This is a genomic window from Mesorhizobium sp. M2A.F.Ca.ET.042.01.1.1 (genome assembly GCF_003997405.1).
Classification (GTDB): Bacteria; Pseudomonadota; Alphaproteobacteria; order Rhizobiales; family Rhizobiaceae; genus Mesorhizobium.
This window is the reverse complement of sequence record NZ_RZRX01000203.1, coordinates 1-12081: the sequence shown is the minus strand read 5'-3', so window position 1 is coordinate 12081 and position 12081 is coordinate 1. Positions and strand designations below refer to the sequence as shown.

General features: G+C 64.8%; 15 protein-coding genes. 6 read left to right on the top strand and 9 right to left on the bottom strand.

What is annotated here, in order from left to right:
- From EOA23_RS25295 to leuD, 5 genes are all read right to left on the bottom strand, one after another.
- Nucleotides 1-695 (bottom strand): isocitrate/isopropylmalate family dehydrogenase (locus tag EOA23_RS25295; protein WP_245474343.1); only part of this gene is annotated, 695 nt, incomplete at its 3' end.
- A gap of 236 nt (nucleotides 696-931) precedes the next feature.
- Entirely contained in the window at nucleotides 932-1282 is a 351-nt protein-coding gene (locus tag EOA23_RS25290; protein WP_127306152.1) for a VOC family protein, read from the bottom strand.
- A 60-nt stretch (nucleotides 1283-1342) separates the two neighbouring features.
- Nucleotides 1343-1726, bottom strand: a complete 384-nt coding sequence (locus tag EOA23_RS25285; protein ID WP_127306150.1) for a RidA family protein — start codon at nucleotides 1724-1726, stop codon at nucleotides 1343-1345.
- 341 nt (nucleotides 1727-2067) lie between these two features.
- Nucleotides 2068-2982, bottom strand: a complete 915-nt coding sequence (locus tag EOA23_RS25280; protein ID WP_127306149.1) for a hypothetical protein — start codon at nucleotides 2980-2982, stop codon at nucleotides 2068-2070.
- Nucleotides 2983-3048: 66 nt separating this feature from the next.
- A complete protein-coding gene (gene leuD, locus EOA23_RS25275) occupies nucleotides 3049-3654 on the bottom strand; it encodes a 3-isopropylmalate dehydratase small subunit (RefSeq protein ID WP_040987979.1) in 606 nt (201 codons plus the stop codon).
- A gap of 259 nt (nucleotides 3655-3913) precedes the next feature.
- Between leuD and EOA23_RS25270 the strand changes: the two genes are divergently transcribed.
- The 4 genes from EOA23_RS25270 to EOA23_RS36610 all read left to right on the top strand — a co-directional run bounded on the left by EOA23_RS25270 (nucleotide 3914) and on the right by EOA23_RS36610 (nucleotide 5874).
- Nucleotides 3914-4339 (top strand): GNAT family N-acetyltransferase, encoded by a 426-nt coding sequence (locus EOA23_RS25270; protein WP_127306148.1) that lies wholly within the window; start codon nucleotides 3914-3916, stop codon nucleotides 4337-4339.
- Nucleotides 4340-4438: 99 nt separating this feature from the next.
- Nucleotides 4439-4759 carry a metalloregulator ArsR/SmtB family transcription factor gene (locus tag EOA23_RS25265; RefSeq protein ID WP_040987974.1) on the top strand — a complete coding sequence of 107 codons (321 nt, stop codon included), beginning with the start codon at nucleotides 4439-4441 and terminating at the stop codon, nucleotides 4757-4759.
- The gene (locus EOA23_RS25260) at nucleotides 4756-5205 is read left to right on the top strand and encodes an SRPBCC family protein (protein WP_127306147.1); all 450 of its coding nucleotides are present in this window, start codon (nucleotides 4756-4758) and stop codon (nucleotides 5203-5205) included. The genes EOA23_RS25265 and EOA23_RS25260 overlap by 4 nt, the downstream gene beginning before the upstream one ends.
- 240 nt (nucleotides 5206-5445) lie before the next feature.
- Complete coding sequence (locus EOA23_RS36610) at nucleotides 5446-5874, top strand: SRPBCC domain-containing protein (RefSeq protein ID WP_245474342.1); 429 nt, start codon at nucleotides 5446-5448, stop codon at nucleotides 5872-5874.
- 66 nt (nucleotides 5875-5940) lie between these two features.
- On the opposite strand, the gene EOA23_RS25245 is transcribed toward EOA23_RS36610, so the two are convergent.
- The 3 genes from EOA23_RS25245 to EOA23_RS25235 all read right to left on the bottom strand — a co-directional run bounded on the left by EOA23_RS25245 (nucleotide 5941) and on the right by EOA23_RS25235 (nucleotide 9446).
- A complete protein-coding gene (locus EOA23_RS25245; protein WP_127306146.1) occupies nucleotides 5941-7107 on the bottom strand; it encodes an FAD-binding oxidoreductase in 1167 nt (388 codons plus the stop codon).
- Between the two features lie 81 nt (nucleotides 7108-7188).
- On the bottom strand, nucleotides 7189-8760 hold the full coding sequence (locus EOA23_RS25240) for a HAMP domain-containing sensor histidine kinase (protein WP_127306145.1): 1572 nt from the start codon (nucleotides 8758-8760) through the stop codon (nucleotides 7189-7191).
- Nucleotides 8748-9446 carry a response regulator transcription factor gene (locus tag EOA23_RS25235; protein ID WP_127306144.1) on the bottom strand — a complete coding sequence of 233 codons (699 nt, stop codon included), beginning with the start codon at nucleotides 9444-9446 and terminating at the stop codon, nucleotides 8748-8750. The genes EOA23_RS25240 and EOA23_RS25235 overlap by 13 nt, the downstream gene beginning before the upstream one ends.
- A gap of 638 nt (nucleotides 9447-10084) precedes the next feature.
- Between EOA23_RS25235 and EOA23_RS25230 the strand changes: the two genes are divergently transcribed.
- A complete protein-coding gene (locus tag EOA23_RS25230) occupies nucleotides 10085-10963 on the top strand; it encodes a CoA ester lyase (protein WP_127306143.1) in 879 nt (292 codons plus the stop codon).
- Between the two features lie 93 nt (nucleotides 10964-11056).
- Nucleotides 11057-11263 (top strand): DUF1737 domain-containing protein, encoded by a 207-nt coding sequence (locus EOA23_RS25225; protein ID WP_095820644.1) that lies wholly within the window; start codon nucleotides 11057-11059, stop codon nucleotides 11261-11263.
- Nucleotides 11264-11503: 240 nt separating this feature from the next.
- Here the strand turns inward: EOA23_RS25225 and EOA23_RS25220 are convergent, their stop codons facing one another.
- Nucleotides 11504-11941 (bottom strand): metallopeptidase family protein, encoded by a 438-nt coding sequence (locus EOA23_RS25220; RefSeq protein ID WP_042645389.1) that lies wholly within the window; start codon nucleotides 11939-11941, stop codon nucleotides 11504-11506.
- Between the last annotated feature and the right edge of the window lie 140 nt (nucleotides 11942-12081).

Below are 12081 nucleotides of genomic sequence, written 5' to 3'. Positions count from 1 at the left end.
AGCTGCATGCCGCCGGCGTCGGCCAGCATATGGTCGAGCTTGACGTCGGAATAGCGCGCCTTGTGCGTCTGGGAGACGACTTCGTTCCACAAAACGCCCGACTTCATAACGTTGCGCTTTTCCATCGAGGTGACGTGATTCCGGCGCGTCCGCGCCAACTCGAAGGCGACGCCGGAGATGCGCTCGATTTCGAACGTGTCGTAGACCTGGGTGTCGATGCCGCGCTTCTGGCCGTTGCCGAGATCGATGATCTGCTTCGGCTCGCCGAAATAGACGCCGCCGGTGAGCTCGCGCACGATGAGGATGTCGAGGCCCTCTACCACCTCCTGCTTGAGCGAGGAGGATGCCGCCAGCGCCGGATAGCAGATCGCGGGCCTGAGATTGGCGAACAGCTCCATGTCCTTGCGCAGGCGCAGCAGGCCGGCCTCGGGGCGCACCTCGTAAGGCACCGCATCCCATTTCGGGCCGCCGACAGCGCCGAACAGCACCGCGTCCGCCGCCATCGCCTTGGCCATGTCGGCGTCGGAGATCGCCGCGCCATGCGCGTCGTAGGCGCAGCCGCCGACCAGGCCCTCGTCGGTGGCGAAGCCGCTGCCGAGCTTGTCGTTCATGGCCTTGATCAGCTTCTTCACCTCGGCCATCGCCTCGGGGCCGATGCCGTCGCCGGCGAGCAGGAAGAGATTTTTCGAAGCCATGGAGAACCGTCCGGTGAGAGTTTGGAGAAATCGCGGCTTTTGCTAAACGCCAAGCGGGCGCGGCGCAAGGGGACCTCTCGAAGCTTTGTTTCCTCGCCCCCGCAAAGCGGGGGAGAGGTGTCCGCGAAGCGGACGGAGAGGGGGCCTTCGTAGGGCGCTCCCCCTCTCCGTCTCGGCTTCGCCGAGCCACCTCTCCCCCATTTCATGGGGGCGAGGAAACCAAGCTGGAACAGCGCCTACCGATGCGCCAAAATATTCACCAGCCGCCCGAACGGATCGCGCACGTAAAACCGCCGCACGCCCCAGGGCTCGTCGGCCGGGCCGTATTCGACGGCGAAGCCAGCGGCCTCCATGGCATCGAGCGCTGCGTCGACATCGTCGACCTCGATCGACAGGTCCGGCACCGGCGTGCCCGACCCGCCCTCGGCCATGAAGCTCACCTGCACCGTCATGGTCTCGGCCGAGCCGCAAGTGCGGATCCAGCCTTGGTCCATCAGGACATCAAGCCCGAGCACGTCCTGGTAGAAGAGCTTGGCCGCCGCAATGTCGGGGCTTTCGATATTGGCGACGATGCGCCTGACCTTCACCATGAGCCGCTCCTTGCCTTTGCGTGTCCGGCAGCCCTCCGAATTTGCGGCGCCGGCCACCTATGCAGTGCGCCTGAGCGCCGTCACCTCGATCTCGATCTTCATCTCCGGCTTGTTGAGCTGGCACACGATCATCGTCGCCGCCGGACGGATGTCGCCGAACGCCTCGCCGAGGATCGGGAAGACCACGTCAACATAAGCCTGGTCGGTGATGTAGTAATGCGCCCGCACCACATCGGCCATGTCGAAGCCGCCATCGGCCAGCGCCTTGGCGATGGTGGCGAGGCAGTTGCGCGTCTGCACCTCGACCGTGTCGGGCATGATCATGGTGGCATAGTCGTAGCCGGTCGTGCCGGAGACGAAGCACCAGTCGCCCTGCACCACCGCCCGCGAATAGCCGGCGGTCTTCTCGAAGGGTGAGCCGGTGGAGATGAGCTTGCGCATGGAAGCCTCGCGTTGGTTGTCTCGACCTGCATCTAGCAAAAGAGGCGCTGCTGGTCGTGAGCCAAGCCTCGGCGGAACATTGTCACGAAGGCAATCACCAGCCTCGGAGATTAGCTGCAGCCGTCCCTCCCCTCGTCATTCCAGGGCGAAGCAAGGAGCGAAGCGACGCGCGCAGACCCTGGAATCCATGCCGTTACCTCGAAGCCCCGCCCAGCGGTGCAGAATTCTGCTCCATTGCACTCTACGGCAGCGGTCACGGCATGGATCCTCGGGTCTGCGCGCCGCTACGCGTCGCTCCGCCCGTGGATGACGAAGTCGCGATCGCCGTGCCCTACCGCCCCTTAATTCCCCGACCCCTGCGCATCCTCATAGGCCTTCTCGATATCCGCCGGCCAATCCTTGACCGGCGGCCAGGCCTGCGGCTCGCCATTGTCGCCTCGGCGGGCGAAATAGACCTTCTGCTTGGCCGGGTCGACAGCCATGAAGCCGTCATTGCCGCCGCAGTCATGCGGCACGCAGCCGGTGGCGTAGAAGGCGCCTGATGCCGTCTTTTCGGTGCCGCCGCCGACCAGCAGGCTGGTCGCCATGTCGGGCATGTCGTTGCCCAGCAGCACCTGGCCGGCCTTGTAGACCGCCTCATTGTGGAAGGCGTCGATGATGTTGTCGTATTTCGACGGGTCGACATCTTTCCAGTCGGTGCCGGGCTCCGGCGTGTAGGTCAGGTTGCCGGAGGTCGTCAGCCCTTCCGTGGGCGACCATTGCAGCGCCGGCTTGGAATCGCCTGGCAAAAGGTAGGGCACGAAATAGATGGCGCTGTCGGAGACGGCGGCCGGCGGCGCGCCGCATTCGTCCTGCTCGACCGTGGTGGTCTCAATCTCGCCGTCCTTCTTCCAGACGATGACCTTGGCCGGGCCGCATTGATTGCCGCCGTCGCCGACATCGACCAGCGCGACGTTGACGTCGCCGATCTTGACGATCTTGTCGAAGAAGACGTCGTAATTGCTGGCCAGCTGCTTGCCGTCATAGGACAGCACCTTCTCGCCGTCCTGCTCCGGCTGCGTGATGGTGAGCTGCCCGCCCTCGAAGGGGATCGGCGCCTGCTTGTCGTCCTCCGACGCAGCCTGGTCGCTGCCCTGGTCGGCCGTGCCTTGATCGGCAGCCGGCTGGTCGGACGTGGCGGGCACCGTGGTCTGCGCGTGGGTGCCGATTGTGGCGAGAAGGATTGCCACCGAAGCGGCCAGAAGCGAGCGTGTCATGACTGTCCCCTCCATTCAGTCGCCACGAACCCGGCCGCGAACGGCCGGGCCACTACGTTCAGAATGTCAGGCCCAGGGGCGCTGCTCGGCGTTCCGCTTCTCGAAGGATGCGATGGCGCCGGCCTTCTCCATCGTGAGGCCGATATCGTCCAGGCCGTTGAGCAGGCAATGGCGCTTGAAGTCGTCGAGGTCGAATTTGACCACGCCGCCGTCCGGCCCGCGGATTTCCTTGGCCTCGAGATCGATCGACAGCGTCGCGTTGGAGCCGCGCGAGGCGTCGTCCATCAGCTTATCGAGGTCTTCCGGGCTGACCGTGATCGGCAGGATGCCGTTCTTGAAGCAGTTGTTGTAGAAAATGTCGGCGAAAGAGGTCGAGATCACGCAACGGATGCCGAAATCGAGCAGCGCCCAGGGCGCATGCTCGCGGCTCGAGCCGCAGCCGAAATTGTCGCCGGCGACCAGGATCTGCGCCTTGCGGTAGGCCGGCTTGTTGAGCACGAAATCCGGGTTCTCCGAACCGTCCTCATTGTAGCGCATCTCGGCGAACAGGCCGGTGCCGAGCCCGGTGCGCTTGATCGTCTTGAGATAATCCTTCGGGATGATCATGTCGGTGTCGACATTGACGATCGGCATTGGCGCGGCGACGCCGGTGAGCTTGGTGAATTTATCCATGGGTACCTGCCCGTCTTCTTGGCTTGCGGCGAATTTTGCGGGACGGTTTACACAAAGCCGGCGGCAAATGAAAGGCAACTGTTCGTGCACGGCCTTTGCGCCAATGGCGGCATTTAGCAGCGGACCCGCCCCGTCTCGGCCGGGGGCCTCCAGCGCAGGACTGACGCTCTTCCCCTGAGTTACGGGCCGCTGCCATTGTATCATAACGCGCGTCAAGAAACGCCTTCGAAATCGTGGCCGGCTGGTGCAGTCTGCGGCCATGGCCGATCCTTCCAAAGTCCTTTATGCAAGCGAGCCCACGCTCGATGTCGCCGAGTTCCGCCGCGTGTTGGTCGAATCCGGCCTCGGCGAAACGCGCCCGATCGACGACGAGGCCCGCCTGAAGAGGATGCTCGACAATGCCAACCTAGTGTTGACCGCGCGCCTCGACAAAGAAGGCAAGCCGCTTGTCGGCGTCGCGCGCGGCGTCACCGACTTCTCCTGGGTCTGCTATATTTCCGAGCTCGCCGTGTCCGCCTCGGCGCAAGGGCTCGGCATCGGCAAGGGCCTGATGGACGAGGCGCGCCGCCATCTCGGCCCTTCGGTCGCCATCAGCCTGATCTCGATGCCCGACGCCGTCGGCTTCTACGAGCGCATCGGCATGACGCGCATGACCGACGCCTTCTGGTTCTCCCGCAAGCGCTGACGCTCCCGCAAGCTGATGGCGCCGGTCCGCGCAGCCCGGCACCCGATCTTTTTGCGCCTCACCGCTTGACATGCAACCAAATGGTTGCATATTAGAGCCATGAGCATGGATGCCGTCTTTCGCGCTTTGGCCGACCCGACCCGCCGGCAATTGCTGGATAGCCTCCATGCAAGGAACGGGCAGACGCTGAACGCGCTCTGCGAGCACATGGATATGACGCGCCAGGCGGTGACCAAGCACCTGGCGATCCTCGAGGAGGCGAACCTCGTTACCACCATGCGCCGCGGCCGCGAGAAGGAGCACTACCTCAACCCCGTTCCGATCAACGAGATCGCCGAGCGCTGGATCGGCAAGTTCGAGCGCCATCGGCTCAACGCATTGAGCGACCTGAAGCAACGCCTTGAAAGGGAAGAGCCGTGAGCGAGAACAGCTTCGTCTATGTCACCTATATCCGCACCACGCCTGAGAAACTCTGGCAGGCACTGACCGATCCGGAATTCAACCGGCAGTTCTTCCTCTGCTCCCACCAGGAGAGCGACTGGAAGGTCGGATCGAGCTGGAAACTGATCTTCCCCGACGGGCGCGTCGCCGATTCCGGCGAGATTCTCGAGGTCGACCCGCCGAAACGCCTGGTGATCAAATGGCGCAATGAATGGCTGCCGGAGATGAAGGAAGACGGCTACACGCGCTGCACCTTCACCATCGAGCCGGACGGCGAATTGATGAAGCTCGCCGTCGTGCACGAGGCCGACGGCCCGCACAGGCTGATCGCCAACGTCTCCAAGGGCTGGCCGCTGGTGCTGGCGAGCCTCAAGAGCCTGCTTGAAACCGGCAAGGGTTTCGAGCGCCCGCCCTCTAAGGGCTGACCTTCGTTTCGGATACGAGACAATTTCGCTGGGGGTGCATGCGATGCTGCAACTGTCCTTCCCGCAAGCCATGGCGAATGCCGACACGGTGATGGCTTCGGTCGACCTTCCCGTCGCGCCGGACGAGGTCATCGCCGCACTGGTCACCCGGGAGGTCGAGCGCTGGTGGGGTTCGCCCGAAACCTATCGTATGACGGATGGAACGCCGATCTTCGCGTCGGTGGAAGCTGGCGCGTTCTCGTGGAGACGGCCGACGCCCGACGCCTACCCGCCAGCGGCGAGTTTCTTGAGATCGAGATGCCGCGCCGCATCGTGCAGACACGGCGCTACGACTGGGACCATCCGGCGCTCGGCCGTAAGGAAACGACCGTGGCTTATCTGCTTGAGCCCATCACTGGCGGCACGCGGCTCACCATCTGCCACGGCGGATTCGCGGGATTCCCGGACGCCGCGGCGGAACATGCCGAAGGCTGGGCGCGCGTGCTTGGCTGGCTGCAGGGGTATCTTGGCGGGCGACATGAAAACAGACGCCGCGATCCTTCGCCCCCCTCTCTGCCCTGCCGGGCATCTCCCCCTCAAGGGGGGAGATCAGATGTCACGCCGGCTTTCGCCAATCTCCGGCGTTGCAGGAAAAGCGCCGTCGCCGAAACTGCCGATCTCCCCCCTTGAGGGGGGAGATGTCCGGCAGGACAGAGAGGGGGGCCTCGTACCAGCGTCCAAGAAACCGCGAGCGACTCAAATCACATTCAGCTCCCTGAATGCCCGTCCTTCCGCCACCCGCTCATAGCCGAACGCCGTGCAGTCGATCGTGCGATACCCGCCATGCATGACAAGCTCCGCGATCGACTTGCCGACCGCCGGCGCCTGCTGCAGGCCGTGGCCGGAAAAACCGTTGGCGAACAGGAAGTTTGCGACCTCCGGATGCGGCCCGATCACCCCGTTCTGGTCGAGCGTGTTGTAGTCGTAATGTCCGACCCAGGCGCGCGTCGGCTTGATCGCCTCGAAAGCCGGGATGCGGGTGGCCAGAACCGGCCAGATCACCTCTTCGAACAGCGGCCAGTTGACGTCGAAATCCTTGGGATCGGGCGCGACGTCGCCTTCCTCCGGCTCGGCGCCGCCGGTGAGGTAGACCGAACCTTCCGGCCGCACATAGATGCCGGACGGATCGACCAGCAGCGGCATGTCTGCATATTTCTCGCGCGCCTCGAAGACGAAGACATTGCGCTTGCGCGGCTCGACCGGCAGCTCGAGCCCGGCGAATGCCGCGACCTTGCCGGCGTTCGGCCCGGCGGCGTTGACGACGATGCCGGCTTCGAGCGTCTCGCCATTGTCGAGCGACACAGCGGTGACGCGGTTGCCCTCGCGCTTGATGCCGGTGGCGGAAGCCGTGATGAAATCGATCTTCCTGTCGCGCAGCGCCTTGCGGAACAGCGTCAGCAGCGCATGCGCGTCGAACCAGCCCTCGCCGCTGCGGCCATAGGCGCCGGCGGAAATGCCGTCGACCGACAGCCATGGGAAGCGGCGCGCCAGCTGCCCGGCGTCCTCGAGCAGGATATCGGCCCCCTCGGCGACCTGCGTCTCGTGATTGGCCTTGAGGATCGGCAGCCCGGCCTCACCGGCAAGGATGAGATAGCCGCCCTCGCGGAATCCGATATCGGCATCGGCGCCGAACGTCTCCTTCAGCCGCCGGAACAGCTTCAGCGTGAACTGCGACAGGCGGATGTTTTCAGGGATGGAGAATTGCTGGCGGATCGAGGCGCAGGACAAGGTCGTCGCCGCATGCGAGAATTGCGGGTCGCGTTCGACCAGAGCGATGGAGCCCGTAAAGCCTTCCTCCCGCAAATGATAGGCTACCGAGGACCCGACGATGGCTCCGCCGATGATGACGATGTCGTAGCGCACTTTTTTCTCCGATCAGAGCAATTCCAGGAAAAGTGTGTAGCGGTTTTCCGTACGGAATTGCGTAGCAAGCCACCCCGGTTCTCAGACGACCGGCAGATTGATCTCGAAGCGCGTGCCGCGCTCGGAGTCAACCAGCCTGATCGTGCCATCATGCGCTTTTAGGAGGGCCAGCACGATGCCGAGCCCCACGCCGGTGCCGCCGGTCTCGCGCCGCGTGGTGAAGAACGGCTCGAAGATTTTGGCCCGGTTGGCGGCCGAGATGCCGTTGCCATCGTCGCCGACCTGTATCGACGCGCGTTCGCCATCGGCGGAAGCATGGATCGCCACCTGCCGGGCGCCGTGCCTCGCCGAATTGTCGATGAGGTTGGCGAGCACGATGCCGAGATTCTCGGCCGAGATGCCGAGCCTGATATCGCCGCCGCCTTCGAGCCGCGTCTCCAGCCTGGTGTCGATCGGCAGCAGCGCCAGCGCGCCGTCAAGCGTCGTGCTTTCGCCGCTCGGCTCCAGGTTTTCGGCGCGCGCCAGGTCGAGCAGCCGGCGCACCAAGAGATTGAGCCGCCCGGCATCGGTGACGATGTTGTTGGAGAAACGCTTGCGCTCGGCCTCGTCCATCGCGCCGCCGGAATCCCTCAGCAGCTCGGCCGCGCCCTGGATCGCCGTCAGCGGCGATTTCAGTTCATGCGAGACATGGGTGGCGAAGGTCTGGATGGAGTCGGAGCGCGCCTGCAGCTTGGTCGCCATGTCGAGGAAGGCCGTCGATAGCGCCGCCATCTCGCGCGTGCCGTGATGGGCGAGCGGCCTGATCGCGTCGCGATCGCCGGCGGCGATGCGTTTCGTCCGCTCGATCAGCGCATAGATCGGCCGGCTGACGGTGCGGATGAACACCAGCGCGATCAGCAGCGTGCCGCCGAGTATGGCGATGGCCGCCAACGTCACCTTGCCGCGCTCGCCATAGAGATGCTTGACGATGTTGTTCGGCGTCCGCGACAGGTAGACGACGCCCGCGACCCGGCCGTCGAGCTCGACCGGCATGGCAACGAAGACGCGCACCCTGGTGCCGCGGCTCACCGAATAAAGCGGCGGCGGCGGCTGGTCGGGGATGCGCAGCCTGAGCTCGCTGGCATAGGCGCCGGAAAGCGCGACCCGCACCTCCTCGACCCCGCTGAGCGACTGACCGATCTCGTCGCCGCCGGCAATCACCACGCCGCGCGGGTCGAGCAGGCGGAAGCCGGCGAGCGTCGTCTTCTGCGTTTCGTCGAGAATGCCGGAGAGCTTTGCGCCGATCGCCGCGAAAGCGGGATCGGCGGCGGCCGGAGTCGCCGCCGGCCGCATCGGCATTACGTCGTCCGAGGCGAGATCGAGGCGTGGCTCGATCGGTTCATAGGGATAGTTGTTGTCCCGCGCCGGATCGGCCGAGATCGGCGAACCCAGCCTGTCCTGGGAAATGCCGGCGGCGCGCAGCTCCTTTGCATAGACGGCCGCGACGACCGCCCCTTGCGCGATCAGTTCGCCCTCGGTCTGCCGGATCAGCTGGTTCTCATAGAGCCGGAAGAAGAACAGGCCGACCAGCGGCAGCGCCATGACCACGATCAGGATGGCGATGACGACGGTGGCGAGCCGCGGCCGCCACCTTTCCTTGCTCAACCACCGCATCGGCCGAGCCGGAAGCCGACGCCATGCACCGTCGCGATTGCATCGGCGCAGCCGACCGCCGCCAGCTTGGCCCGCACATTGCGGATGTGGCTGTCGACCGTGCGCTCCGAGACATGGATGTTCGAGGCATAGGCATTGGCCATCACCGCGTCGCGGCCAAGCACGTGAAGCGGGCGGGCGAGGAAGCCCTTCAGGATCGCGAACTCGATCGCCGTCAAGGTGAGCGGCTTGCCGTCGAAGCTCGCCGCATGGCTTGCCGGGACAAGCATCAGCTTGCCATGCGCGAATTCCCGCTCGTCCGCTTCTTCCTCGACCGGCATTGGGCGCGCGCGCCGCAGGATGACATTGACGCGGGCGATCAGCTCGCGCGGGCTGAACGGCTTGGTCACATAGTCGTCGCCGCCCATTTCCAGCCCGAGGATGCGGTCGATTTCCTCATCGCGCGCGGACAGGAACAGCACCGGCACGTCGGATTTCTGCCTGAGCCGCCGGCAGACCTCCAGCCCGTCCATCTCCGGCATGCCGATGTCGAGCACGATGAGGTCGGGCGCGCGCCGCTCGACTGCCTGGAGCGCTGCGGCGCCGTCGGCGACGGCGGCCGTCCTCATGCCGGCCTTTTCCAGCGCGAAGCAGATGATCTCGCGGATATGCGGGTCGTCGTCGGCGACGAGTATGTTGTGCGGCATCGGTCGATAGCCCGGCGGGTAAGCTTGGGTGACGGCAGGATTAGAGCAAATCCAAGGAAAAGTGCGAAATTGTTTTCGGTCCGGAGCTGTGCCGGGACAAGGCCATGAGACCGCAAGGCGCTCGGGCATCCGCGCATGCCTGGACAGAGCCCATTGCGGCAAGTTTGGCAAAGAGCCTCATCGCCGGAGCGACCTAAGCATGTCCGCTCGCATGGGAAGCGACCTCGGGGCGAAAAGCAGGACGTCCGCCGCGACGCGCAGTCTTTGCGGCTCGACGAGCCACCAGCTTTCGTCGCGGAGCCGGCGCGGCAGGGACCAGCGGGATGTGTGTGGCGTTTGCATGATCCCGGTTTCGCTGGCCGGTGCGGAAAGCGCGCGGCGGATTGGAGGAGGTTTTCCGCAAGGATTTGCAGATTTGGTGCAGGCAGGTCGCCCTCTCCCCCCTCGAGGGGGAGATGGCCGCGAAGCGGTCAGAGGGGGTCCTTGCGCGTAAAGGGCCGACCTCATTTCTTGCCGCGCAGAACGCCGGCGCTCCATGCGCGACGACCCCCTCTGTCGCCTGCGGCGACATCTCCCCCTAAAGGGGGGAGATTAACCTCCGCCTTGCCTCATCCCTCTCCACCCGGCATAGATCGCTCATGACCGTCGACACCTACCGCCCGCGCCGCTCGGTGCTCTACATTCCCGCGTCGAACGACAAGGCGCTCACCAAGATCGCCTCGCTCGCCTGCGATGCCATCATCATCGATCTGGAGGACGCCGTCCTGCCAGCCGACAAGAAGGCCGCGCGCGACAAGGTCGCTGGCATTCTTGCCGGGCGCGAAAAACGCTGCGAGATGGTGGTGCGCATCAACGCTTTAGCCAGCGAATGGGGCACCGACGATCTTCTGGCTGTCGCCAAGGCCGAGCCCGACGGCATTCTCCTTCCCAAGATCGGCACGCCGCGCGACATCCTGGAGGCCGGCGACCTGCTCGACGACAATTTCGCGCCGGACAGCGTGAGACTATGGGCGATGGTGGAGACGCCGAAAGCGCTGCTCAATATCGGCGCCATCGCCGAGCTCGGCCGCGATCCGGCTTCGAGGTTGGCTTGTTTCGTGGCCGGAACGAACGACCTGGTGAAGGCGAGCGGCATTCTGGCGACGCCCGACCGGCGCTATCTGGTACCCTGGCTGATGCAGCTGGTGCTGGCGGCGCGGGCCGGCGGCCTCGACGTGATCGACGGCGTCGCCAATGATTTCCGCGACCTCGACGCTTTTGCCCGCGAATGCGCCGAGGGGGCGGCCATGGGCTTCGACGGCAAGTCGCTGATCCACCCGGCCCAGATCGAGCCGGCGAACCGCGCCTTCTCGCCGGCGCCCGAAGCGCTTGCCGAGGCCCGTGCGATCCGGGACGCGTTCGCGCGGCCTGAAAATGCCGGCAAGGGGGTCATCGCGCTGGACGGCCGCATGGTCGAGCGGCTGCATCTGGCGCAAGCCGAGAAACTTCTGGCGAAGGCCGCGATCATCGGCGCATGATGCGCAGGGCCGATGCATGTCGCCCAAAAGTGCGCGGCCGGTTTTTGGGAAACGACATGCATGGGCTGAGACAATCACGATCAGAGACGAAACATGAAACTCTACCGCTTTCTGTCCGGTCCGGACGACTCCACCTTCTGCCACAAGGTCACCGCTGCGCTGAACAAGGGCTGGCACCTGTTCGGCTCGCCGACCTATGCCTATGACAAGAAGACCAAGTCGATGCGCTGCGGCCAGGCCGTGGTGAAGGATGTCGAAGGCCAGGAATACACAGCCGACACCAAGCTCAGCGACTGGTAGAGCGCTGCGACCCTTCCACTTCGTCATCCTAGGGCGGAGCGACGCGAAGCGGAGCGCAGACCCTAGGATCCATGCCGTTACCTGAGCCGAAAAGCGCAGCGGGTCAGAACGGATATTTGCGGTGTCGGGGGGTATGCGTTCCGTTCTTCACCGCGAGCTTGGTGTTGATGGAACGGCATGGATCCTAGGGTCTACGCGCGTCGCTTCGCTCCTTGCTTCGCCCTAGGATGACGAGGTGCACTACCCCGCCGCCGCCTGCTCGGCGGCCTCCTCGATCCGCTCCATGTCGTCGTCCGACAGGCCGAAATGGTGGCCGATCTCGTGGATCAGCACATGGGTGACGATGTCGCCCAGCGTCTCCTCGTTCTCGGCCCAGTAATCGAGGATGGCGCGGCGATAGAGCGTGACGCGGTTCGGGCCCTCGCCGGTCTGCGGGTTCCAGCGCTCGGCGATGCCGCGCCCCTCGAACAGGCCGAGCAGGTCGAAGGGCGTCTCCAGCGACAGGTCGTCCATGATCTCGTCGGTCGGGAATTCGGCGATCTGGATGACGATCTCGCCGGTGAGCTGGCGGAACTCGTCCGGCAGATGGGCATAGGCCTCCAGCGCCATAAGCTCCAGCTCGTCCATCGACGGCGAGAGCTGATCGTGCCAGGTGCGGGTCTTGTAGATGCGGGCCATGAAACGTCCTTTGATCCCGGCATATAGGCTTTCGCGGCTTTGGAGGCAAATGAGCCGGCCGGCCGTGCGCTTTCAGGGTAAAGACGAAGGAATAAATTCCTTCTGACTCTGCTTGACTCTTCCGGGCGCCTCTGGAATCT